Annotated in this window: 22 protein-coding genes; 16 read left to right on the forward strand and 6 right to left on the reverse strand. The window is 58.9% G+C overall.

The annotated features are described in order from the left end of the window. The first annotated feature begins 4 nt into the window (after positions 1–4). Positions 5–1,348, forward strand: a complete 1,344-nt coding sequence (locus tag F0P97_RS22815) for a hypothetical protein (RefSeq protein WP_182284433.1) — start codon at positions 5–7, stop codon at positions 1,346–1,348. A gap of 629 nt (positions 1,349–1,977) precedes the next feature. On the opposite strand, the gene F0P97_RS22820 is transcribed toward F0P97_RS22815, so the two are convergent. The 3 genes from F0P97_RS22820 to F0P97_RS22830 all read right to left on the reverse strand — a co-directional run bounded on the left by F0P97_RS22820 (position 1,978) and on the right by F0P97_RS22830 (position 4,952). Then, positions 1,978–2,385, reverse strand: a complete 408-nt coding sequence (locus F0P97_RS22820) for a nuclear transport factor 2 family protein (protein WP_182284434.1) — start codon at positions 2,383–2,385, stop codon at positions 1,978–1,980. A gap of 54 nt (positions 2,386–2,439) precedes the next feature. Beyond that, entirely contained in the window at positions 2,440–3,876 is a 1,437-nt protein-coding gene (locus F0P97_RS22825) for an aldehyde dehydrogenase family protein (RefSeq protein WP_182284435.1), read from the reverse strand. A gap of 491 nt (positions 3,877–4,367) precedes the next feature. Further along, positions 4,368–4,952 carry an NADPH-dependent FMN reductase gene (locus tag F0P97_RS22830; protein ID WP_182284436.1) on the reverse strand — a complete coding sequence of 195 codons (585 nt, stop codon included), beginning with the start codon at positions 4,950–4,952 and terminating at the stop codon, positions 4,368–4,370. 34 nt (positions 4,953–4,986) lie between these two features. On the opposite strand from F0P97_RS22830, the gene F0P97_RS22835 reads away from it, so the two are divergent. From F0P97_RS22835 to F0P97_RS22905, 15 genes are all read left to right on the forward strand, one after another. Then, complete coding sequence (locus F0P97_RS22835) at positions 4,987–5,703, forward strand: GntR family transcriptional regulator (protein ID WP_182287294.1); 717 nt, start codon at positions 4,987–4,989, stop codon at positions 5,701–5,703. Between the two features lie 373 nt (positions 5,704–6,076). Continuing rightward, positions 6,077–6,937: a fumarylacetoacetate hydrolase family protein gene (locus F0P97_RS22840; protein WP_182284437.1), complete on the forward strand. Its 861-nt coding sequence runs from the start codon at positions 6,077–6,079 to the stop codon at positions 6,935–6,937. Between the two features lie 63 nt (positions 6,938–7,000). Continuing rightward, entirely contained in the window at positions 7,001–7,984 is a 984-nt protein-coding gene (locus F0P97_RS22845; protein ID WP_232538027.1) for a Bug family tripartite tricarboxylate transporter substrate binding protein, read from the forward strand. Positions 7,985–8,007: 23 nt separating this feature from the next. Then, entirely contained in the window at positions 8,008–8,586 is a 579-nt protein-coding gene (locus F0P97_RS22850) for an amino acid synthesis family protein (RefSeq protein WP_003057011.1), read from the forward strand. Positions 8,587–8,603: 17 nt separating this feature from the next. Beyond that, complete coding sequence (locus tag F0P97_RS22855) at positions 8,604–9,599, forward strand: zinc-dependent alcohol dehydrogenase family protein (protein ID WP_232538028.1); 996 nt, start codon at positions 8,604–8,606, stop codon at positions 9,597–9,599. A gap of 19 nt (positions 9,600–9,618) precedes the next feature. Then, entirely contained in the window at positions 9,619–10,173 is a 555-nt protein-coding gene (locus tag F0P97_RS22860; RefSeq protein ID WP_182284439.1) for a VOC family protein, read from the forward strand. A 1,739-nt stretch (positions 10,174–11,912) separates the two neighbouring features. Further along, complete coding sequence (rpoH, locus tag F0P97_RS22865; RefSeq protein ID WP_003071304.1) at positions 11,913–12,857, forward strand: RNA polymerase sigma factor RpoH; 945 nt, start codon at positions 11,913–11,915, stop codon at positions 12,855–12,857. A 142-nt stretch (positions 12,858–12,999) separates the two neighbouring features. Continuing rightward, positions 13,000–13,998 (forward strand): Bug family tripartite tricarboxylate transporter substrate binding protein, encoded by a 999-nt coding sequence (locus F0P97_RS22870; protein ID WP_182284440.1) that lies wholly within the window; start codon positions 13,000–13,002, stop codon positions 13,996–13,998. Between the two features lie 249 nt (positions 13,999–14,247). Beyond that, positions 14,248–14,991: a sterol desaturase family protein gene (locus F0P97_RS22875; RefSeq protein ID WP_182284441.1), complete on the forward strand. Its 744-nt coding sequence runs from the start codon at positions 14,248–14,250 to the stop codon at positions 14,989–14,991. Then, a complete protein-coding gene (locus F0P97_RS22880) occupies positions 14,992–15,924 on the forward strand; it encodes a fatty acid desaturase (RefSeq protein ID WP_182284442.1) in 933 nt (310 codons plus the stop codon). A gap of 17 nt (positions 15,925–15,941) precedes the next feature. Then, positions 15,942–17,876 (forward strand): iron-containing redox enzyme family protein, encoded by a 1,935-nt coding sequence (locus F0P97_RS22885; RefSeq protein WP_182284443.1) that lies wholly within the window; start codon positions 15,942–15,944, stop codon positions 17,874–17,876. A gap of 31 nt (positions 17,877–17,907) precedes the next feature. Then, positions 17,908–18,846, forward strand: coding sequence for a DUF6999 family protein (locus F0P97_RS22890; RefSeq protein WP_182284444.1), 939 nt, complete (start codon positions 17,908–17,910; stop codon positions 18,844–18,846). 3 nt (positions 18,847–18,849) lie between these two features. Next, on the forward strand, positions 18,850–19,491 hold the full coding sequence (locus F0P97_RS22895) for a DMP19 family protein (RefSeq protein ID WP_182284445.1): 642 nt from the start codon (positions 18,850–18,852) through the stop codon (positions 19,489–19,491). Then, positions 19,488–20,078 (forward strand): immunity 22 family protein, encoded by a 591-nt coding sequence (locus F0P97_RS22900; protein ID WP_182284446.1) that lies wholly within the window; start codon positions 19,488–19,490, stop codon positions 20,076–20,078. Before F0P97_RS22895 ends, F0P97_RS22900 begins: the two co-directional genes overlap by 4 nt. Before the next feature lie 30 nt (positions 20,079–20,108). Then, entirely contained in the window at positions 20,109–21,272 is a 1,164-nt protein-coding gene (locus tag F0P97_RS22905) for a hypothetical protein (protein ID WP_182284447.1), read from the forward strand. Between the two features lie 5 nt (positions 21,273–21,277). On the opposite strand, the gene F0P97_RS22910 is transcribed toward F0P97_RS22905, so the two are convergent. From F0P97_RS22910 to cyoE, 3 genes are all read right to left on the reverse strand, one after another. Then, positions 21,278–23,053, reverse strand: coding sequence for a putative bifunctional diguanylate cyclase/phosphodiesterase (locus F0P97_RS22910; protein WP_182284448.1), 1,776 nt, complete (start codon positions 23,051–23,053; stop codon positions 21,278–21,280). Between the two features lie 224 nt (positions 23,054–23,277). Continuing rightward, on the reverse strand, positions 23,278–23,892 hold the full coding sequence (locus tag F0P97_RS22915; protein ID WP_182284449.1) for an SCO family protein: 615 nt from the start codon (positions 23,890–23,892) through the stop codon (positions 23,278–23,280). 6 nt (positions 23,893–23,898) lie between these two features. Then, positions 23,899–24,822, reverse strand: a complete 924-nt coding sequence (gene cyoE, locus F0P97_RS22920) for a heme o synthase (protein WP_182284450.1) — start codon at positions 24,820–24,822, stop codon at positions 23,899–23,901. Positions 24,823–24,885: the final 63 nt, after the last annotated feature.

A 24,885-nucleotide genomic window follows, 5' to 3' on the forward strand; every position in this document is an offset into this window, starting at 1 on the left:
TCAAATGGCCAAGGCAAACGGCTTTGCCGTACTCCTCGCTAAAGAACGAGTGGACACATTCCTTGGATGTGTGGCCGAAGAGCGGACGTTTGCTGAGCCTGTCGCTGACTTTCAACACAGCCGAACCGCACCACTGGTTTGCTTTGTGGTTAATGCTGGGAAGTTGACGCACATTGGTCTGGGTCGTCGCGGCGTGCGCGCCGGGACAGGCTTGAGCCGATTGAACATCGACAAAGCTGAGGAACTGTCGGAGCCAATATCAATTCGGAAGCTGCTCAACCGCTTGCCGAAGCGTAACGCAGCATCCATCCGCAAGCGGTTCCAGTCGGGCGGCTTGTTGACCGAGAAAGGCTTCTCCGCTGTTGTCGAAACTCTCCGACAGCTTGCACCCCAAGCCAGCACCTTGCTGGATCGGTTCAGTGAAACCAGAACTGCCCGCATCCGGCGATTGCCCGACAAGGCAAGGAAGAACCTGGCACAGCAGAAAGAAGCTGTGCTGACGGCGCTGTCGATTGCCGGACTTAGCCGCGACCCCGTTCAGGAATGGGCGCCCTCGGATGAAACGCCGGTCTCCTTTCTGGACGGCTTGCCCAGCGTTCGGCTGCGCGAAGACCCGATGGTGGTCAACGACCTGCAAAACCTGCCGGGCTTTGAGGTAGTCAAGAGCTACCCCTATGGCGCAGCGGTATTCGAGTCGGAGGAAACGTCAGAACGCCTCACCGTCATCCTTGCCAATCGTCTTCCGCTCGAAGAGCAAACCGGCACCGATCTCATCTACTTCAACGAAACCTACCAGAGCTTTGTGATGGTTCAGTACAAGGCGATGGAGCGTGAAGATAGGCGCAACAGGCCAGCCGAAGCCGTCTATCGGTTGCCCGACGCGCAGTTGAAAGAAGAACTCGACCGCATGGATGCCGTGCTCGGCACGTTGAAGGCATGTGCGCCCAACACCGACATTGGCGGCTACCGGCTGACCGAAAACCCGTTCTTCCTCAAGCTCTGCTCCCGGCTTGTATTCAACCCGGATGACGTAGGCTTGGTGCCCGGCATGTACCTGCCGCTGGATTACTGGAAGCTGTTGGAGAACGACCCTGGCATCCAGGGGCCGAGGGGTGGTCTGCGGATCACCTACGAAAACGCAAAGCGCCATTTCGACAACACCGCATTTACAACCGTGGTGTCCAAGGCGTGGGTTGGTACGACGCCCAGCCAGTCGACGGTTCTTCAGGATGTCATCCGAGCAACCCTAGAAACGGGTAAGGCAGTCGCCATTGCCATCAAACCGAAGAAGTCTGCCGAACACCGAACGGAAAGTGAAGAAACAGGCGAGGAAGCACTCGATGTCTGACATATTTTCCGCGAGCGCAGCCTTGTTATCTACTCGCCCCGACAATGCCTCGGCCAGACCTTCGTCTGCGACGACGCGCATAGCGAGCATTTACTCGCGCTGTTAGCGCAAAGGCTGAAAGATCCAGTATTCCGCAAACAGGAAGGTTTTCCGCAGGGAGCGGGCGAAGCGATCCTCCCTTGAAGTACGTGCTGCATCCAGCCGTTTAGAGAGGCGTATATGCCTACATCGGAGCGCTATTAGCCTCGTCGCAGTCGACAGAAATTCGAGTCGGTTCCCATCGAATCGTGCAGTCGAGCAGCCGATTCCAAAGGGTGCGGCTACGCGGCGCTCAATGTCTGGTATTGGCAGTTGCTGCTGTTCAGGAGCCGAACTTTGAATGACTCAGATCAGCCTGAAGCTGTAGTTCGGAGGTGCACTGTGGGTGTCTGCTCTTGGCCGATAGTGTGAGTATGTGTATGCGCCAGGAAGCAGGCACTCCGTCACGCGAGCCAGTTCGGAAAGGTCAGCTGTCAGCGAGGTCCGCGAACTGGTGCTACCGGCCTAAGCAGTCACTCAGGTTCATCAAATGAATAACGGCTTCTGACGGTGTCCAGTTAATTTGCAGCACCACAGTTGCGACGAACTGCTCAAGCAATGCTCATTTCAGTGGGCGTGGTCTGAAAGGCAATCTGACGCCATTGGCCCTCGTGTTGGGTCCAGACTTGAAGAACCTGAGAGTCAATCCGAACGGTGCCGCTTCCATCTTTTCTGACTGCGACCAGTAGCTGTCGGCCAGTCATCACGGCAGTTTCTCCCAGGACCTGGACGCGAAGATTGGAGCGATCGATCTGCTCATAGTTGACGTGCGTTCCGCCAGAGCGAAAATAGCTTTCATAGCTATCCACTTGGCCTTTCGCGTGGACATGTGTGAGGTCCGGGTGTAGCAACTGTTTGAGCCGATCAAAGTCGCCCCTTTTCATGGCATCGCATCGTTGCTTTTCGCGCTCCAGAATCTGGGCTTCGACTTGGGGTAATTCGGCTTGGGTATTAGTCATATCTTGGATTGGGTATACAGGAATCACGGCACCGATGGCAGTCGAGCTGCCTGTTCAGGCACAGGTGTAGGAGGTTTTGACAGCAGTGAAAAACTCCTGGGAGTAGCGACCTTGTTCGCGCGGTCCGTAGCTCGAACCCTTGCGTCCACCGAAAGGAACGTGGTAGTCAACTCCTGCGGTGGGCAGATTGACCATCACCATCCCGGCCTGGCTATGGCGCTTGAAATGTGTCGCGTGCTTCAAGGAAGTCGTGGCGATTCCCGCTGACAGACCAAAAACCGTATCGTTGGCGGTGGCCAGAGCCTCCTCATAGTTTTTCACGCGGATCACGCTGGCCACCGGGCCAAAAATTTCCTCGTTGTTGATGCGCATTTCGGAGGATGACTCGCTGAACAAGGCTGGCGACATGTAGTAGCCATCGTTGCCGAGCTGCAATCGCTCGCCTCCTGTTGCCAGAGTGGCGCCTTCGCTCTTGCCGATCTCGACATAAGCGAGGTTCTGCTCCAACTGCGACAAAGAGGAAACCGGTCCGATGTCAGTACCTGGGTCAAGTGCATCACCAATCCTGATAGGCGCCATGCGGGCCTTCATCGCCTCGATGAACCGTGGGTAGATACCATCTGTCACGATCAAACGGCTCGAAGCGGTACAGCGCTGGCCGGTCGAGTAAAAGGAACTTTGTACGCATAGTTCAACGGCCTGGCTGAGGTCGGCATCATCGAGCACAACTTGCGGATTTTTGCCTCCCAGCTCCAACTGCACTTTCTTGTGAGTTGCAACGCATCGAGCCGCAATATGACGGCCGACACCAGCCGAGCCCGTGAAGCTGATGGCATGAATGCCTGGGTGCTCAACCAATGCGCTGCCAATCACGCTGCCGCGGCCCATGACAAGATTGAACACACCCGCCGGGACACCAGAGCGGTGGATGATGTCCGCCAGGGCCCAGGCGCTGGCAGGTACCAGTTCGGCTGGCTTCAGAACCACACAGTTCCCGAAGGCCAACGCAGGTGCAATCTTCCATGCAGGAATCGCCATCGGAAAGTTCCAGGGGGTGATGAGGCCGACTACGCCCACCGGTTCGCGTGTGATCTCTATACCAATACCCGGACGCACCGAAGGCAGCAACTCCCCAGAAAGCCGAAGGCACTCGCCAGCAAAGAACTTGAAGATCTGGCCGGCGCGGGTCACTTCGCTCACGCCTTCGGCCTTGGTTTTGCCTTCTTCACGTGAAAGCAGCGTTCCAAGCTCCTCTTTGCGTACAAGAAGTTCATTGCCGATCTTGTCCAGTGCATCCGAGCGCATTTGGATGTTACTGGCTGCCCAGGCTGGAAAGGCTTGCGTAGCAGCAGCGACGGCGACGTCGACATCCGCTGCATCACCTTGCGCATATTCAGCGATGGCGTCCTCCAGGTTGGAGGGGTTGATGTTCGGCGCGTAGCTCGCCCCTCTTGTCCATTCGCCGTTGATCAATAAATCGTGCTGATTCACAAATAGCTCCGTTCGGGTTGTGAAAGACCAAGACGCCGATGCGCGAAGTCTGAATGCCACTGCTCGACTGCCGAGTCAGGGCGGAAAAAGCCACTGCGTCACACGCGGCCATCCTGCTCAGGGATCAAGAGGTTAGCGTGCGGACTCAATGTTTTGTGCGTAAAGTGTATTTTATGCACAAAATAATATTCAACAAAAGCTCTTTCCAGGTTGGTAAACCTGCATGACGTCTTCTGGCTTCGGGGAGGGAGAATCAGCGGTGTGCAGGTGGGTCCGGCGATCTGACCTCTGCGGGCCTCAAGGGCTTGGGCACCTCAAGCCTCTGGGCGGCGACAAATTTTCACCGCGAGGATGGCGAGAATCCGGTGTCTGGGTGTGCTGCAACGCCGTGCGCCAGGAGTGCCTAGCACCGGCGATGCATGGATACGAGGGGGCCGCCCTTTGATAAATGCAAAACAGCTTTCGATAGTGCCCTCGTAGCCGAGGCTGGATCAGTTTTGCTTTGTCCGTGCAGCTTGCCAGCGGATCTCATTGATCAGATCGTCCAAGCCTGCCTTGATGAAGTTCAGGGTCGGCTCGTCCACCAGCTTTCCATCCTGAATACGGGTTGCGACATTGGCAATGGCGATGTGCTGCCGCACCAATGGACGAGCAAGCGTCGCGGACAGGGCGTCTCGGATCTGGGCCTGGGCTCGAACGCCACCAGCCGTGCCAGGTGATGCGGTCATGATGAGTGCGAGCTTGTCCTTGAGCGGCGACGCAAACCCAGGGCGCGATGCCCAATCGATCGCATTCTTGAGCACACCAGGGATGCCGTAGTTGTACTCGGGCGAGCAGATCACCAAGCCATCCGCTTCTGCAATCGCAGTCTTGAGCCATTTCACTGCTGGCGGTGGCGTGTCCCCTTCGAGGTCACCGTTGTATAGCGGGACGTCATCCAGGGGCAACAACTCCATGGTGACTGTTGGTGGAAGCAGTGGGGTGAGGCTGCGAAGTACTGCTGTGCAGTGGGATGCACTCCGAATACTGCCTGAAATCGCAACGAGGCGAACCGGGGTGTTGATGTCTACTTTCACTGAGGTTTACTCCTTCTTTCAATCTCTTAAGTTTATGCATAAAATTAAAAACATGTATAAAAAAGACGCCCCCACCAAAGCCCCGACCTTGATCGATCAGGCATTTGCGCAACTGCGTCAGGATGTGCTCAACGGCACATACGGTGCCGGAGTGAAGCTCAAGCTCGATGAGTTGCAGACAGCCTACGGCTTTTCAAGCAGTCCGCTGCGAGAGGCTCTGAGCCGTTTGGCCCAAGAGGGATTGATACGCGCCGATGAGCGCCGAGGCTTTCGAGTTACCGCCATTTCTGCCGACGATCTTGCCGATATCACGCGCATGCGCATCATGTTGGATTCGCAAGCGCTTCGTGAATCAATTGCCTTTGGAGATGACGCATGGGAAGCGTCGGTTGTGGGCGCTTTTCACCGCTTAGAAAAAGTGGAAAGCCGGCTTAGCGACGGCCCCGTGGTGCTGGACCAGGGGTGGACCGATATGCACACGGCGTTCCATATGGCGCTGCTTTCGGCCACTCCTTCCGAGCGGCTGCGCACATTGAGTGCCAGCCTGTTCGATCAGGCTGAACGATATCGCCGCTATTCAGCTCGCTTTCGCAAGACCTTCAAGCACAAATCAAATGAGCACCGCAAGCTCATGGATGCCACGCTGCGAAGGGATGCAGACACAGCGTGCGCGCTACTGGAGGAACATATTCTCAGTACGCAACGGAATGTGATGGAGGTTCTGGAAAAGGTGGAGAAGCAGCCAAGCTGATTCCATGTTTCAGCGAAATGTCCGCCGAGTTATCTCCTGACGTAGAGGCCGCTCTCTTAGCTGGCCGGCGCCAGGCGAATGCTGTTGAAGCCATCCTTATGCTGATCATGTCGGCATGGCAGCCCTCTGCTGTTCCCCCAATGTGGACGTCTAGCTGCTAGCTGGCTGCAGCTTAAAAATTCCTCCTCGAATCAATGCTCACGCTCACGAGTCGTGAGCATTTTTTTTGTGCATTTTTTGGCACCTGGGGCAAACCCTATGCATCAAAACTATTTTTATGCACAAAAATAAGTTCATGCACAAAGTGGATTTGATGCAATATTGCACCAAAGCCGCATCCTTTTCACCACTCCTTATCGCTTGAAGGAATCCCATGAAACTGATGTCTTATTCGCTCGCCGGCCGTGAAACCTGGGGCGTCGTGATTGCCGATGGTGTCGCTGAGCTTGCTGCTCGTACGGGCTATGCCACGCTTGCCGATTTCATCGCCAGCCCTGACTTCGTGCGCCGCGATGCATTGACAGATGGTCTGGTTGCAGATGCAAAGTTGGCCGACGTGACGTTCTTGCCAGTCATTCCTCGTCCAGAAAAGATCGTTTGCGCAGTGCGTAACTACATGGATCATCACCAGGAAGTGCTGGCTGCAGGGATGCAGCGAGAACTCTCCGAGGAGCCCCCGATTTTTCTGCGTGTGTGGCGTTCTCAGACTGCACACCAAGGCCCGATCGTGCGTCCCCATGTTTCCGACTCGTTGGACTGGGAAGGTGAACTCGCCGTCATCATTGGCCAGGGCGGCCGCGACATCGCCGAGGCGGATGCCTGGGAGCACATTGCCGGCTACAGCTGCTACAACGATGCGAGCGTGCGGGAATGGCAGTTCCATGCCAAGCAGATCGCATCGGGCAAAAATTTCGAGTCCACCGGGGCCTTTGGCCCTTGGATGGTGACAGCCGATGAAATCTCGCCAGGCCGTGAATTGAAGCTCGAGACACGCCTGAATGGTGCCGTGGTGCAGTCTAGCCACACAGGACACATGATCTTCTCGATCCCACGCTTGATCGCCTATGCCTCCACCATCTTCACGCTGGTCCCGGGCGATGTGATCATCACAGGCACTCCGGCTGGCGTGGGCTGGAGCAAAAAGCCTCAGCAGTTCATGAAAGCAGGCGACGTCGTGGAAGTGGAGATCGAAGCCATTGGTCTGCTGCGCAACCCAGTGATAGCGCAGTCCTAATCCATCCCCTCAGACTTCATCCACTTCACACGGGTAGAGCCAGGCCCAAAGAGGCCGCCACCCATGGAGACAAACATGCATAGAAGACACTTCCTCGTCGCCAGCAGTGCGACGGCCTTGTCCTGGTCAACACTTCCGGTTATGGCTCAGACCTATCCGGATCGGGCGATCAAGCTGTATCAGGGCTTTGCCGCTGGCGGAAATGCTGATTCCATCGCCCGAGCCGTGGGTACGGAGATTGGTAAGGCCCTGGGACAACCCGTGATAGTGGAGGCCCAAACCGGGGCTGGTGGAACCATTGCGGCAACCACGGTGGCTCGTGCCAAGCCCGATGGCTACACCTTGTTGATGGCGACTGGTGGTCATGCGGTGGCCGGTGCGTTGTACAACAAGCTCCCTTACAACTCGGTAAGTGATTTTGAGATGATCTCAACGGTCACTTTCTTTCCGTTCCTGTTGGTGGTCAATACAAAGTCCAAGTTTCAAAGCTTGCGCGAGGTGCTTGCCAAGGCCCAAGCTGAACCGGGTACCGTCGCATATGGCACAGCTGGAGTGGGCTCCACCCATCATTTAGCTGGAGAGCTGCTGGCCAAGATGGGACGCGTGAGCTTGATGCATGTGCCTTATCGAGGCGACGCCGCAGCCGTCACCGCCCTGCTGGGGGATGAAGTGTCCTTCATCATCGCTCCGCCAACAGCCGTTCTTTCCAACATCCAGGCTGGCAAGCTGCGTGCGATTGCAACTAGCGGTGCACAGCGCTGGCCAGGCTTGCCCAATGTCCCCACAGTGTCTGAGCAAGGTGTGGCTGGGTACGACGTGCGCTCCTGGGCAGGGCTGATGGCGCCTGCCGGCACTGCGCGCGCAGTGGTCGAGCGTCTGAATACCGAGACGCAGCGGGCGCTTCAACTGGCCTCTGTGCGCAAACGTCTGGAAGACATCGGCGGTGAAGCACGAGGCAGCACGCCTGAAGAAATGAAAGCCATGGTTAGCCATGAGCTTGAGAAGTGGCGCCAGGTTGTAGCCGACGCCAAGATTCCTAAACAATAAATGCACTTACCGAAAGTTCAGTCATGACTTTGATAGCAATTCGCAAACGCAGCCTCAATATCGAGACCATTTACCATGAAGGCGGCCCACCGGCTGAGCAACCCTTACGCGTAGCATCGGCCTGTGCCGTGGTTCGCAACCCCTATGCTGGACGCTACGAACCCGACCTGTTGCCTTTCATGGCAGAGCTGCGCAGCCTGGGCACTTTGCTCGCAGAGGAACTGGTGGACACTTTGGGCAAAGAAAATGTCCAAGCCTACAGCAAGGCGGCCATTGTGGGCGTTAACGGAGAGCTGGAGCACGGTGCAGTTTGGCACGAGGCCGGTGGTTGGGCGATGCGCCATGTCCTGGGCGAGCCCAAGGCCATCGTTCCATCGGCAAAAGCGGTGGCTGCCACGGGCTACCGCCTGATGGTTCCTCTGCATTACATCCATGCCGCTTACGTGCGCAGCCATTACAACAGCGCGGAAGTCGGCATCCAGGACGCCCCGCGTCCTGACGAAATCCTCTTTGCCCTTGTGATGGCCGACGGTGGCCGTATTCATTCGCGCCTGGGCGGACTGACCCGCGAGCAAGTCTCGGTGCATGACGGGCAGCGCTGATCATGGAGGCGAGCACTATGACGATGAAAGCCGTGCAGCTGCAAACCACTGGCGGCCCAGAAGTGTTGTCGCTGGTCGACTTGCCTGTGCCCCAGCCAGGTGCTGGCCAGGTGCGCGTGAAGGCTCATGCCATCGGAGCAGGCGGCCCCGATGTGTTGATTCGCAATGGCACGTATAAGTGGATGCCGCCATTGCCCGCCATTCCTGGCAACGAACTGGCAGGTGTTGTGGATGCGGTGGGTCCAGGCGTGAGTCGCCTCGCTATCGGTGATCGGGTACTGGTCAGTGCGCGGGAGCTGCCTCAGCGCGGAGGCTGCTATGCGCAGGCTATCTGCGTTGCGGAGTCGGTTCCGTTCGTACTTCCAGACACCATTGCCTTCGATGATGCAGTGAGCCTTGGCAATTTCCAGCTCGCATTGGCTTTGCTGGCCAGCAATGGCAATTTGCCGGCGCAATCCATTCTGGTGCCTGGCGCAGCAGGTGGCGTGGCGACGGCTCTGGCACAGGTCGCCAGATCTCGTGGTTTACGTGTCATTGGCACAGCCTCCACCGCTGAAAAGCAGGCATTTGCGATAGAAAACGGTGTCACAGATTTGGTGAGCGGCGATGTGAAGACACTGCCTCAGCAGGTGATGGAACTCACTGCTGGACGAGGCGTTGATTTGGCCTTTGACCATGTGGGTGCCGATCTCTTTATCGCTTGTCTGCGCTCTCTGGCTCCGTCAGGTATGGCGGTGTCGTACAACATTCTGGCAGGCCCCCCGTCTGCTGATGTGTTCGACGAGTTGCGCAAATTGCTAGCCAGAAGCTTGGCCATTCGCACTTTCTCTATCCATGCGGTAGATGCAGACATCACGCAACGCCGAGGATTGATGGAGGAAGCCATCAGGCTCATGGCGAGCGGCTCTGTGCGTGCACCACGTGCCATGCGTATGCAGCTGGCACAAGCTCGACAGGCTCACGAGCTGCTCGATAGCGGTGGCACTCTGGGCAAGCTCGTCCTCATTCCCTGATTCCCTGGAGCTCGCTAGCATGAACCAACCCTATACCGCCAACCTGTCCCACTTCGGTATCTTTTGCCGCGATCTGGAAGTGATGAAGTCCTTCTACACGGGCGTATTCGATATGCAAGAAACGGACCGTGGTGTGGGCGTGACCTTTCGCTTCGAGATCGTGTTTCTGAGCGGACGAAATGATCAACACCATCAATTGGTGTTGGCCGGAGGACGCGGTGCCGATTCGCCGAGCACCGTGATGCAACTGTCGTTCAAGGTTCAGTCCATTGACCAGCTGCGCGAAGCGCGGCGTCGGGCACTGGCTTTGGGGGCAACGAAGATGCGCGGCCTCAACCATGGCAACGCGCTTTCGATCTACTGTATGGACCCTGAGGACAACACCGTGGAGGTTTACCTGGACACGCCTTGGTATGTGAGTCAGCCCCACGGAGACCCGTTAGATCTGGAGCAGAGTGATGAAGCCATTTGGGCGCAGACCGAGCGGGTCGTGCGCACAGACCCGAGCTTTATGCCTGTGGCCGAGTGGGCAGCCCAGTTTGAGCAGCGTCGTCAGGCTACTAGGAACGCATAGGCTCAGGTGGGCCGGCACTTGGAAAAGTGGCAAGCCATCGGCATTGAGCAATGTCCTCAATGCTGTATTGGCTTGTCCCTTCCCATGGCGGAAAGTTGTGCCGCCGCAGTCGATAAGCAGTTGTATGTTTTGCTTGCTCCTTGGCATCAGGAGCCAGCATCACAATCACTTAGACTCTTAGCAAGACATTCCCTTTGCGGCCCGGCAGCAAGCTTGCGGCTGCTGCCTGAGCAGCATCATTGAGATCGAAAATAGCTTCTGCCGGGGTTTTAGCTTACCCGACACATGGCTTTGTCGGAGGCTGTTGAAGGCCACGGAGGATTGGATCCGAGAGCTGATCCAGGCATTGGATAGATCTGAGACTGCTGCTCAGGCGCCATGAAATGCCCAAGAGCCGTCTGAGCCCACGCAGTCGTATCTTTGCTCTGCAGGCAGCGGCGACTTCAATTTCATAGCCCACTTTCAAATGGCCTCGCTTTAAGTCGACGTCGATCTGAAAGATTTATTGGAGTACTTGTTCAAGCCGGGGCATTGCCTACGCTATTGGTTGAGCGCACATCGATGAGAGGTTTGCCTAAGGATAGTTGTCTTGGAGGCAGGCTAATTCGTCTTTCAAGTAGCCAGTTGCTGCTCGAAGTCGGTTGCATCGTGAGATGAGTTCATGTGTTGGCTACTGAGTTGGGCCCGGCCTACCGCGACACTTGTCAAGGAACGGCGTGATATCCCCAATGCACTTCAAATCGGAAGGCTGAATGTGACTGGCAGAAATTGCTACGCAGCAGACATTTGCTGCCGGGGCTCGAACGACAGCAACGGGTCGACACGAGCCTGCCGGGGCACGCTGAAGCGGTCCTTCGGGCCAGTGCGTGGCAAACCGTGCAATCGAGCGGCCGGTCCCGAGGGTGAAGCGGCCGTTCAGGACAAGCAGCCTTCAACGGCTGGTGTTGGCCATTGCTGCCGTTCAAGCAACGAACCGTGAATGGCTCAGATCAGCCTGTAGAAGTCGTTCAGAGGTGCACTGTGGCCGTCCGCTCCTGGCCGAACTCAGTCAGTCACGACCAGCAGCCTAGTCAGCCACAACCCGCACGGGCGGTCAGCTCGACCGGAATACGCTTTGGAACCTGGCCGACATCTGGTCTTAGGCTACTACAGCCCGAAGTGACTGTGATCTAACTAGGTAAGCGCGACAAGCATTGTTGCGAACGCATAGGCAAATTGACTTGCTCAACACCGGGTCTGCGACTTGGTAGCCCTTCAAAAACCACCTGACGCCCCTTAGCGGCAAAAGAACCTGCAGAACTCGAATACGCAGCATAAGGCGCGCATCGTGCGAGGCTGCATGGGTATCAGTTCCTGCCTGCATGAGCCTGCCACAGCCGCGTCTGCACCAAGGTCAACTAGGGGAGTACGGATAAAACAAAGGCACAGGTTAAGTATTTCCGGTTTTTTTGAGAATTTTGCCTAAAAAAATAATCAATTTCAGCGGATGGCAACTTGTGAAAATCAAAATTTCACTAATTAAATCAATTGGTTATGCCAGTGTTTTGGCTTCAAAGCGGTACAAAACTCAGTGAGAAAAGTACAAATCTCAAGAAGAATCGACAACAAATTCAAGAAGAATCGACAGGCAGGTCACAACCTGCGCCGTCAAAAACCAACAAAAGCTGTGGGAACTTTGTCTTTAGCACTCTCTCTAACGGAGTGCTAATATGAAGATCATGGAAGAAAGGAAACCTGCAATGAAAACTGCCTCCGGCTCCATTGCTACTGCCCTGGCGCCCGCGAACCCCTGGGCGCTGGTACCTCCGCTGGGCAACCTGGATGCCTATATCTCGGCGGTCAATCGTATGCCAATGCTCACCCTTGAGGAAGAGCAGGACTACGCTCGCAAGCTCAAAGAACACAATGATCTGGACGCCGCCGGGCGTCTGGTGATGTCCCACCTGCGTCTGGTTGTCTCCATCTCGCGCCAGTACCTGGGCTATGGCCTGCCTCACGGCGACCTGATTCAGGAGGGCAATGTGGGCCTGATGAAGGCTGTCAAACGCTTCGATCCCGATCAGGGCGTGCGTCTGGTCAGCTACGCCATGCACTGGATCAAGGCGGAAATTCACGAATATATCCTGAAGAACTGGCGCATGGTCAAGGTCGCGACGACCAAGGCCCAGCGCAAGCTGTTCTTCAATCTGCGCTCGATGAAGCATGACCTGAAGTCCGATGCCGCCATGGCCGACGAAGAGCTGGCCCTGCGCGAAACCCTGACTTCGAACGAAATTGATGCGGTTGCTGCAAAGCTCAACGTCAAGCGCGAGGAAGTCATCGAGATGGAAACCCGTCTGGCCGGCGGCGATGTGCTGCTGGATCCTTCTCCCAGCGATGATGGAGAACAGGCCTTCGGCCCTATCGCCTACCTGGCTGATGCCAGTCACGAGCCTACAGCCATGCTTGAATCGCGCCAGCGCGATCATCTGGCAACCGATGGTCTGGTCATGGCCCTGGAGGGCCTGGATGACCGCAGCCGCCGCATCGTTGAAGAGCGCTGGCTCAAGGTCAATGACGACGGCTCTGGCGGCATGACGCTGCATGAGCTGGCTGCCGAATACGGTGTGAGTGCCGAGCGCATTCGCCAAATTGAGGTAGCCGCCATGAAAAAGATGAAAAAAGCGCTGGCCGAGTTTGCGTAAACGCCAACTTGCGCTTCAAGCCTTTAAAAGGCTGAAATGCTGAACCTCAAACCCGGATAATTTCCGGGTTTTTTATTTTTCGGCATTGGTGCATGCTTTCACGCACACCGATCGCCTATCAAGAATTCAAAAGAGACCTGCCATGCCTATTCGCACTTCGCGCATCTTGAAGAACCTGTCCCGCCGCAGCCTGGTTGCAGCAGGAGTCGCCATGGCGGCGACAGCAATGGCTCCGGCCGTCCTGGCAGCCGACAACTGGCCCGACAAGCCCCTGCACCTGATCGTGGGCTTCCCCGCAGGCTCCTCGCCCGACCTGACAGCCCGCGCGTTGGCCGAGCCATTGGAGAAGAAGCTGGGTCAGACCATCATCGTGGAAAACCGCGTGGGTGCTGGCGGCAATATCGCCGGCGAGTATGTGGCCAAGGCAGATGGCTACACCTTCAGCGTGATGATCAACGGCAATATGACCATTGCCAAGATGCTCAACCCTGCAGTGCGCTATGACCCCATCAAAGACCTGCAGCCCGTGAGCCTGATCGGCGTGGCTCCGCTGGTACTGGTGGCCCCTGCGTCGGCCCCACAAGGCAAGGCCTTCATGGAAGCGGCCGCCAAGGCTGGCGACAAATGGAGCTATGGCTCGCCCGGTGTCGGTACCGTGGGCCATCTGGGCATGGAACTGCTCAAGAGCCGCTCGGCCATCAAGGCCGTGCACGTGCCCTATACCGGCTATCCCCAGGTGTTCAACGGCATTCAGGGCGGCGATTTGAAGCTGTCCATGCTCCCTCCGGCACTGGCCATGGCACAGATTCAGGCCGGCAAGCTGCACGGCATCGGCGTGACCTCTGCAGCACGCAGCCCTCTGGCTCCCGGCCTTCCCAGCCTCAAAGAGCTCGGCGTCAACAACTTTGATCTGGAAATCTGGAACGCCGTCGCTGCGCCCAGGTCCATGCCCAAGGCCCATGTGGACAAGCTGGCGGCCGCCGTCAGCGAGATCGTGCGTACGCCCGAGATGCGCCAGAAGCTGTCCATGCAAGGCTGGCAAGCCGTGGGCAGCTCGCCCGAAGGCCTGAGCAACCGCATCCAGCAGGATGTGAAGGCGCTGGGCGCCATCATTCGCGAGCAGGGAATCACGGCGCAGTAAACACGCCCCCTGAGCCGCTTTGCGGCTTCCCCCGAGGGGGGACGACAGCCTCGCTGCGCGGCGGCGCTTGCTCGCTGTCACGCAGATGACGTGCGCCAGTTTTCCTCCATCCCACACGCTGAAGCAACTGCGGGTATCAACGAGAGCTACTGCGGCGTCCTTTATCATGCGCCCGACAGGCATGGGTTTACGCTATGCCGTCGGGCGCATTGTTGTATCTAGGGCAGCGCCACCGCTTTTGGAGCCTTCATGGACGCTGGTACCTGGTTCACGCAGCTCAATGCCTGGCAAGTCATGGCATTGGGCCTGGTTTTTTTCGGGGGTATTTATCTGCTGGGCGGCCTGCTTATGGGCGCTCTGACGGCATCTCTTGCCCGTGCCGGTATTGGCAGGCCGCTGGATATACGTCCGCTCAAGCCCGACCAGTTGCAGCGTGAATGGCGCCAGTCCTTTCATTCCATACTGATCTTCGGCATAGGCATGATCGTTCCCTGGGGCTTTCTGCAACTGGGCTGGGCCCAGCTCTCGCCCACCGCCAGTGCCGGACGCATCGCTGTGGAGATCTTTGCGCTGCTGATCTGGAACGATGTGCACTTCTGGATCAACCACCGCCTGCTGCACACGCGCCGCCTGGTGCGCTATCACGGCGACCATCATCGCTCCGTGGTGACCACGCCCTGGTCCACCTACAGCTTTCACCCCATCGAGGCGCTGATGCTGGGCAATATCATCTTGCTGCCCATGTTGGTGCATGACTTCAATTTCTGGTCGCTGGCCTCCGTGCCGGTGTTGAGTCTGATCCTGAATCTGATCGGCCATTCCAACTACGATTTTTTCCCTTCAGTCCCCGACACCCATCCACTGGCCGCCAGCCGCCGTCACCATCTGCACCACGCGCGCCCGGCAGGCAACTATGGCTTTGCGCTGGCCTTCATGGACCAGCTCATGCGCACGCGGGTCGCAGACAACACCCCCAAAAGCTCCAGTCACTGAATGAGCAGGCACCCAGGCCAGCGCCGGTATCCAGTCCTGCGCCACTGGCGGGACTGGCAATCCGTCTTCTACATGCTCCTGCTGCCGCTGCTCGTGTGGTGGCAATGGAGGCATGGCTTCAGCTTCATTCTCTACAGCATCGAGCTGTTTCTGACATTGGGAGTAGGCGTGATTCACCACAACCACACCCATGTGCGCATGTGGTGGGGACGCTGGACCAACCGCTTCACCGACTACTGGCTGACCCTGCTTCAAGGTCACCCCACCTTTGTGTTCTGGCCCGCCCATGTAGCCAATCACCATCGATTTCGCCATGGACCGCGCGATCTGGCACGCACCTACCGGCCTGAATGGGGTGGCGATACCAATCACCTGTGGGGCTATCTGCTTCACCCGGTTCAGGCGGCTTTCGTGCTGTATCCGTTGTTCTTTCGCTGGCTGAACAATCTGCGCCGTCACTGGCCTGGCGCCTTTCGCTACTGCATGGGGCAATACGCGTTGTGGCTGGGCAGCTGGAGCTTCTTTCTCTGGCTGGACTGGCAAAAGGCGTTGATCTTCATCATCGTTCCCCAGTTGCACGGCCTGCACTGGCTGCTGGCCACCAACTATCTGCAGCATGCCCACGCCGATGGCCGACCGCTGACCAGAGCGCAACGCAGTACTCCGGGTATCGAGCTGAACTACGCGCGCAACTTTGAAGGCCTGGTCAACCCCCTGCTTTTTAATATTGGCCTGCACACCGCGCACCATGAATGCCCGCATGCCCACTGGTCCGACCTGAGCGGGCTGCACGAACGCATTTATCGGCAACGGGTCACACCTTCATTGAACGAGGGTGGCCTGCTGCCCTATATGGGACGCGTGTTTGTATTGGGTCTGGTCTGGCCCGCGGCAAGAACCAAGCCGCAGATGCCAACCGACGCTGTGAAGTAAAAACCTGTTGAGGATCTATGCCTGTTTCCTATTCCAACGTCTATCTGCAATCTGCCGGCATGTTTCTGCCCGGCGCCCCAGTGGACAATGCTGGCATGGATGCGTTTGTCGCACCGCTGAACCGCATCTCCGAGCGCATCAAGCGCCGCATCCTGGCCGAGAACGGCATTCAGACCCGCCACTACGCCATCAATGGCGAAGGCCAGACGGTGTTCAGCAACGCCCGCATGGCAGCCGGCGCGATCGAGGAGACCCTGGCTCTGGCTGGCAAGAAGCTCTGTGATATCGGCTTTCTGTCCAGCGGCTCTTCGGGGGGTGATACGCTGATGCCCGGCTTTGCCAGCATGATTCAGGGCGAGATGGCCGCCCCGCCCATGGAAACGCTGTCCGTGCACGGGGTCTGCGCCGCCAGTGTGGGCGCCATGCAGGCCGCTGCCATGGCCGTGGAAAGCGGCGCCCATGCGTTGGCCCTGTCGGTGGCCAGCGAAATGCCTTCGCGCCTTTTCAAGCGTTCGCGCTTTGCAGCACAGGGCTATGACACCGACTTTGACGCCCACTTTCTGCGCTGGATGCTGTCCGACGGTGCGGGCGCCGTGCTGCTGGGCGGCCCCAAGGCCCTGCCCCAGGCCAACGGACTGCGCCTCAAGCTCAAGTGGACGCACCAGCGCAGCTTTGCCGGCGACTATCCCGTGTGCATGCAACTGGGCCTGACGGCCGATCGTGGCACAAGCCATCTGGACTTCCCCGCCTGGAGTGATGCCGAGGCCGCAGGCGCTCTGGCACTGCGCCAGGACATTCGCCTGCTGCCGCACCTGTTCGATGTCTGCATTCACGAATATGCAGCCCTTGCCCACCAGGGCTGGGTTCCCGAACGCGGCATAGACCACTTTCTCTGCCACTACTCGTCGGAGCGCTTCATCCCTGTTGTCGACGAGCTGCTGGACAAGGCCCAGCTCAGCATTCCGCGCGAGCGCTGGTGGAGCAATCTGGCATGGCGCGGCAACACGGGTGCGGCCTCCATCTTCATCATGCTGTCGGAGTTTCTGCAAAAACAGGGCCAGCGTCTGAAGGCCGGCGACACAGTGCTCTGCTTCATCCCCGAGTCGGGCCGTTTCACAGCAGGCTACATGCTATGGGAAGTAGAGCCGGATGCGAATACCGAGCAAACGCCAGAGGCCAGTTTCCGTCGGAAATCTGCACAGTCGACAGCACTGCCGGATGATGCTCTTCCCGATGTATCCACCATCGCCGCACCCCATGACCCGGCCGCTGCGCCATCGCAACTGGCGCCGCTGCTGACCGAGCTGGCCAGCATCTGGCAGGACTACCGCAGCAATGTCTGGCGCACGCCCCTGCTCCAGCGCATGCGCACGCGCCAGTTGCAGATTACCGACTATCTGCGCTGGATGAGCCACTGGATTCCCCAGGTGCGCGAAGGCAGTCTGTGGATGCGAGAAGGCGCGGCCTCGCTGACCGGTGACTACGCCACGCTGGCCTCGCTGATCGACCTCCATGCAGGCGAGGAGCAGAACGACTTCAAGATTCTGCACAGCGACTATCTGAAGGCCGGCGGCACCGAGACCGACATCAACCGCCTGCGCCGCAACCCCGGCGGCGAAGCGCTCAATGCCTATCTGCACAGCCTGGCTGCCACGCCCAACCCGATCGGCCTGCTGGGCGCCATCTACATCATCGAAGGCACGGGCCAGCGCATCGTTCCCAGCCTGCTGCCCCTGCTGCGCCAGAGCCTGCCGCTGCCGCCCGATGCCTTCCGCTTTCTCGAATACCACGGCGCCAACGACGAGAACCATCTGGAGCGCTGGCTGCTGGCCGTGCAGATGGCGCTGGAGCTGGACAGCGAAGGCACGGCCCAGCAGGCCATACTGCAAACTGCGCGCAATACGGCCGCCATGTACCTGATGCAGTTCCAACATGTGCTCGCCGAGCGATAACGAGAAACAGCAAGAAGCACCGGGAGGATTCATGAAGAACGAGTTCAACGACCATGTCTGGGACGAGCGCGACCCCAGCCCCTGGCTGGCGCTCTACCTCGACCAGAGCACACCTCTGCCCGATGACGTCAAGGCCGCCTGGCTGCGCGACTGCAGCAGCAGCTCGCGCCAGTTCTTTCTGCCGGCCATGCGGCCGCTGGCGCGGCTGTCCATGATCATCATTCAGGCGCTGAAGATCTTTCTGCCCAAGCGCTGGTCGCACTCCATGCTGCTGCACCGCCTGCTGGCCTTCGGCATGAAGAAGTTTCTCTCGCCAGAGGCCAACTGGCTCATCATGCGCCACTTTCACCTGGGCTCCCAGGTGCTGGCCTTCGTCGCCGCCAATGCCCCGACCAAGGTCAGCACCGCGCCCTTGATGCCCATGGAAATCGACGATGTGAAGGACGAACTGTTTCTCAAGCACGACCTCAACCTCTTCAACTTCGTGATTCGCCTGAACAAGGCACTGCGTGAGAACGGGCAGGAACTGGTGCCCGTGGCCGAGCCCGATTTCTCCATGATCCGCGAGCCCGATCTCAGACTCGAAGACATGCCGCGCGGGCGCTTCAACGTCATTGACCTGCAAAGCGCCATCGAGCTGTACACGCCCATCTACCAGTTGTTGCTGACCGACAACGACTTCTGGCGCGCCAGCAACTCGCTGCAGCTCGACGAAACCGTTGCCATCTACTGCGCCAAGATCCTGGCATCGCCAGAGCATCTGGTGCTGCTCAACAACAAACACCCCATGGTTCCCCTGTCTACGCTGTATGCAGCCTACCGCCTGGTGCTGCACGGCCTCTCCACCGAGATGCTGCACTCACTGCTGACACGCATGGCCAACGGCGAGCACCCCATTCCCGCGCGCGAGCTGGCCAAGATGCACCAGGCCGCCGAGACGGTGATGGATCAGACCCCCGCGCAAAGCTGAGCCATGGACCCACAGAGCAATCGCATCACAGGCGTTCGCATCGACGAGCAGACCATCTGGCTTGCACTGGCGGACGGACGTGAACTGGCCGAGCCCATCAAGCGGCATATCCGCCTGGAAAGCGCCGCGCCCGATCAAAGGCTGCACTGGGTTCTGACCGACGAGGATCACGGTCTGAACTGGCCGGCGCTTTGGCAGCCGGCTCCCGCAGGCATGGTCAGCGTCTGGGACCTGGATCAGGACAGTCTCTACAACCAGGCCATGGGCGCGCTGGCCTCCGCCCAATGGGACGTCACCCTGATATCCCCGGCCCAGCATCAGCTGGTGGCTCTGTGGCGCATGGAAGCCGATATCAACAACGGCGGCTTTCTGCAGTTTCTGGGCAACTGGGGAGTGGCGAACCATCAGCTCACACTGCAGGCTCTGCAGGCCATAGGCGCGCCCGTCACGCAGCAATGCCTGCAAGACATGTTTGCGGTGGTCAGGCGCTTTGAAGACATGCCAGAAAATGTGGACCTCTCCGATCTGCCTGCGCTGCTGACGGACGCCGAACACGAGCAATTGCAGGAACTGGAAGAAGCCTTCTGGGACTACCCGGAGCCTTTGAACAAGCTCGTGGTCATGCACTACGGACCCGCCCAATGAAGTCTGATAACCAATCCGGCGAGACCTATTCGCTGGCATTTCGCAAAGCCCTGGTGGACGAAGCGCTGAATCGCACACCCGGCGGCGGGTTTCCGGAGCTGGAAAAGCGCCACCGCCTCAGGCCCGGCACCCTGTTCGACTGGGTCGATGAGCTGGGCCCGACACCGCCGCCTGCGCCTTTTTCTGCACTGCATTTCTGGATAGGCAATACGCCGCTGGGCGAGCCGGAATTTGCCCGCTACTTTGAACATGCAGACAGTTACTGGGATCTGGAAGTCGAAGACATCGAGGGCAGCAGCGAAGATGTCACAGGCTGCGGCTTCTGCCAGGACCTGGGCAGAAAATTTCTGTTCGACGAAGACCTGCTGCTGGTGATCTGGCTGCCCGAGCCGGTCCCTGTCTCTGCCTTGGTGAGCCACAGCACCCTGGACTCCGATACATCGCTCGCACTCATCGTGCAGGCCTGCGAGGCCCAAGGCATTCGTACGGCCAACGCCATGTTTGTCTATGCCGACCCCTGCGAAACGATCACCGATCCGGACAAGCTCTACAACGGACTGAGCTACATCGGTCTTTTTGACGACTGACGCAGCTCAGACGCTTTTTCCATCTTCTTCATGCAAGACTTGATTGCCCAGATTTCGCAGCAATGGCTACAGCTGCCGGATTGCCAGGCCGAACACAAGGACGCAGCCAGAACACGCATTACCAGCAGCGCGGCAGCCGGCTCCATGGATGTCGAATTCTTTGTGCACCACGGTGGCAACGGTGCTTTCTCGGCCACCAGGTATGAGGAGGCCATGCAGCTGAGTGCGGAGCATCGGCTTCATGCCTGGATCACGCTGCGCGATGTGGCCGGTGAAGTCATACACCATGAGGTCAGCTGCAACCCCGGGCGCTTTGCACATCTGCTGCATGAATGGCGTATAGCGCCTGATGCAGCGCCGGAACAGGTCACCATCCAGGCCATGGCCTGCACTCCATCTCTCGCGGAAACTGAAGCCCGTGCCCCGTCAATGGATCAGGACCTGAACCTCGGCCTGCTGGACCAGCTCGCGGATGCCCAGCAGGCGCTTGAACGGCTCAAGGCCGATGTGGCCGCTGTCGACCTCATGCGCCTGCTTCAATCCTGGCCGCGCGATGATCGTGGACGACCTGCAGCGCGCACCACCGCCATACTCGCGGCCTATGGCCCCGCCACACGCAAGCGCCAGCCCTGCCTGCTGGTTCGATCGGTCATGCAGTCAAAGATGCCCTACTGGCAATTGCGTCTGTCGTCCGAGTTTCTCTACAACTGCCGCCATCAATGGAGCGATGCCCGCTGGCTGTGGTCGCCGGCAGAGCTCCCCAAGGACTCGGCTCTGGAGCGCAAGGCACGCAATCTGATGGCACAAGGCAAGGTCAGCGAGGCCTGCGCACTGTATGGCATCGAACTGCATGAACGCGTGCGTAGACTTGCCGCAGGTCAGTCATTCCAGCGCTTCTCCCCCGCGCCAGAGGCCTGGGGGCAAGAGCTGCGAGCTGCGCTCCTGCAACTGGCCCCGTGGCGTCTCACAGCAGGCCTGCAACGCATACAGGAGCACCTGATTCAGGCCAACCGCAAGCCTCCCCAGCCCGGCAGCTGGGAACGCAAGCTGTTCTGGTTCTCAGGCCAGCGCCAACAGGCGCGCTGGGGCCCCGGAGTGCGCTTCGACAAGGAGGGCAATCCGGTGCTGGACCTGATCGTCACCGCATCCAACGAGCATTTTCCCGAGCCTGACTGGAAGCAGCAGCCACGCTAATCCCGTCAAGCCACTGCCAGCCAGTCCCGCACCTGCTCGGCGGGCATGGCTCGCGAATGCAGCCAGCCCTGGAAAAACTCGCAACCGATGTCGCGCAGCAGCTGCAGCTGATCGAGCTCTTCTACACCTTCGGCCACGACCTCCAGATCCAGCGCATGGGCCATATGCACAATGCCGCCCATCAGTCTGTCCCGGCAAGGCGAGGGAAACAGAAACTCCCGCCCCAGCTTGACGCGCCGCAGCGGCAGATATTGAAGATAGGCCAATGACGAATGGCCGGTGCCGAAATCATCCAGTGCAATCGTCACTCCCAGCCGCGCCAGCCCCTGCAGCACTTCGCTCCCCTGAGCAGGGTTGATCATGGCCTGGGATTCGGTCACCTCCAGCTCCAGCCATTGCGGCGGTACCTGATAGCGCTGCAAACAGCTGCTGACCTGCTCGACCAGATTCACCTGCCGCAGTTGATAGGCAGAAAGATTGACCGCAACCCGCAGCGGCGTGCCAGCCCTGAGCCACAGCGCGATCTGCTTGCAGGCTGCGTCGAGGACATAGTTGCCCAGAGCCACGATCTGGCCCGAGGCCTCGGCTACCGGAATAAAGCGCGCCGGGCTGACATTGCCCAGCAAGGGATCATGCCAGCGAAGCAAGGCCTCAACAGCCACCACTGTGGCGCTCTCGACCTTGACCTGGGGCTGGTAATGCAGCTGCAAACCACCATAGCTGAGCGCCATGCGCAAGCGCTCGGCCAGTTGCACGCGTTCGGCCATTTCCTTGCCCATGGCGGGCTCAAAAAATACCGCATGGCCGCGCCCCCGGGCCTTGGCGCTGTACATTGCCATATCGGCGAAACGCATCAGGTCGTCACCGGTCTGCGCATCGTCGGGATAAAAGGCAATGCCCACGCTGGCACCAAAATCCAGCGCCAGCCCGTCATGCTTGAAGGGGATGGAGAGCGCAGCCAGTATCTGCTCGCTCCAGAAGCGGGCCCGAGCCGCATTCTCACCCACCAGCAGCACCATGAATTCATCGCCCCCCAGGCGTGCCAGCACGCCCTCGCTGCGCAGCTGGGACTTCAGCCGCCTGGCGACCTCCCGCAGCAGCTGATCGCCTGCTGCATGGCCGTAGCCGTCATTGATGGCCTTGAAGTTGTCGAGATCCAGCTGCAGCAGGGCCAGTGCTTCGCCGTCGGCCTGCGCCAGCTTGAGTTGCTCCTGCAGCTCCTGGCCGAATTGCCAGCGATTGTTGAGTCCCGTCAAGGTGTCCTTGGTGGCCTGGAACTTCAGGCGTTGCTGCATCTGATGCAGCTCCGTCACATCGCGCACAAAGGCAATGGCCAGGCCTTTGTCGTCATCGCCAAAATAGCCAAGAGCAATGTCCACCGGCACGGCATTGCCCTGCTTGCGCTTCAGCCACAGCACACCGCCAAGTCCCATGGGCCGGCGCGATGGCTGGGCAAAGTAGCTGCGCAGGTAATGACCATGCCCGGCCTGAAACTCGGGCGGCAGCAGCATGTCCAGCGCCTGCCCTTCGAGCTCGCCGCGCCCATAGCCTGAAATGGCCTGCATGGCGGCATTGGCCGTCACGATGTTACCGTCGCGGTCCACCAGCAAAATGCCGTCCGGAGCGGCATCCAGCGCCTGCTGCTCACGCCGGCTCAGCATGGCAGAAAGACTCACCCCCTCCTGCCAGGCCGACATGGCCAGTCGCAACCGGCGCTGGCATTCCGCCAGCGCTGGTTCAGACACCGGTTTGAGCATTGAAGAAAAAGGGCACTCGGCCATACACAGACTCCAGATATCCACTCTGGCGTCCCTGCGTGCAGCCACTCCCCATGCTGCATCAACGGCCTGCATGCCCAACTCTAGGAAGCCGGATCGAGCCTTGCCAAGTGTTTGAAGCGCTCACTATGCGCGTGACATCGCACGCTCTCATTGCGCTATATCAAACACCAACATGTAACAATAAATTTCAGAACCCAAAACCAATGCTGCTGGTCGCAACCGCTTCAGCCCAGCAGTGTCTTCACGTCCTGAGTCAGCAACTGCGGCCCCGCGCCGTAGCGCTCGTACACACGCAACCGGCCCTGGGGATCGAAAAGATAGGTACCGGCCGAATGATCGAGGGTATAAGTTCCTTCGACCTTGCCTGGCACCTTCTTGAAGAAAATCTTGAAATCCTTGGCCACGGCAGCAATCTCGTCTGCCGTACCGCTGAGCCCCACAAAGCTCTCGTCGAAATTGGCCAGATAGGCCTTGAGCACTTCAGGCGTATCACGCTCGGGGTCCAGCGACACAAACACGGCCTGCAGCTTGTCGCCATCGGCTCCCAAGGCCTGCTTTACTTCAAGCAGTTCCTGCAGCGTGGTGGGGCAGACATCGGGACACTGGGTGTAGCCGAAGAACACAGCCACCACCTTGCCCGAGAAATCCTTGAGGCTGCGCTTTTTCCCGTGAACATCGGTGAGCGGAATGTCCTTGGCATAGTCTGCGCCCGTCACATCCACGCCCTGAAATTTGGGCTTTTTATCGTCCTTGCAGCCAGTCAATGTCAATGTGGCCGCACCGGCCAGTGTTGCGGCGCCTAAAGCACCGAGTACGCGCAGCACAGCTCGTTTATCCATGGTCAGTCAGGCTAGGTAGTGATCCACCAGCAGCGCAGCAAACAGCAGGCTCAGATGGATCAGGGAAAAGCGGAAGGTCTTGCGTGCCAGCGCATCCGAGTAGTTGCGCAGCAGTGCCCAACCATAACCGCAAAAGCCCAACCCCAGAATCACTGCGGCAAAAAGGTAGAGATAACCGCTCATTCCCACCACAAAAGGCAGCAGACAACCGGCAAACAGCACCAGGGTATAGAGAAACACCTGCAGTCGCGTGAAGGCATTGCCATGCGTGACCGGCAGCATGGGCAGACCGGCGCGACGGTAATCCTCCACACGGTACAGCGCCAGCGCCCAGAAATGCGGCGGCGTCCAGAGGAAGATGATGAGAAAAAGCAGCAGGGCTTCATGCCCTACCTGTCCGGTCATCGCCGCCCAGCCCAGCACGGGCGGCATGGCACCCGATGCCCCGCCGATGACGATGTTCTGCGGCGTCAAAGGTTTGAGCACCAGGGTATAGATCACTGCGTAACCAATGAAGGTGGCCAGCGTCAGCCATAGCGTGAGAGCATTCACGGCCAGCAGCAAGATGGCGGCACCTGCTGCGCACAGCAAGGCCGAAAACAGCAAGGCCTGGGAATGCGAGAGCTCGCCGCGCGCCGTAGGCCGCCAGGCCGTGCGCTTCATGCGCGCATCGATGCCGCGCTCGACCAGGCAGTTGAACGCCGCTGCTGCCGCAGCCACCAGCCAGATGCCTGCGCAGGCCGCCAGCATGCGGCCCCAATCCTGCCAGCCGGGAACGCCCGGCACGGCCAGCACCATGCCGATGAAGGCGCAAAAGACGATGAGCTGCACCACCTTGGGCTTGGTCAGCGCGTGGTACTGTGCCCAGCGCGAAGAAGCCGCCATGGCGTCTGGAACAGCACCTTTCAAATCCGAGATTTCTGCCTGCATGCGGACCTCCTCGCTGACCATGATTCAGATCGCTGATAGCGCTTGCGAGAGCCGGCTATCGCG

The sequence above is a fragment of the Comamonas testosteroni genome (genome assembly GCF_014076415.1).
In the GTDB taxonomy this organism is placed as follows: Bacteria; Pseudomonadota; Gammaproteobacteria; order Burkholderiales; family Burkholderiaceae_C; genus Comamonas; species Comamonas testosteroni_F.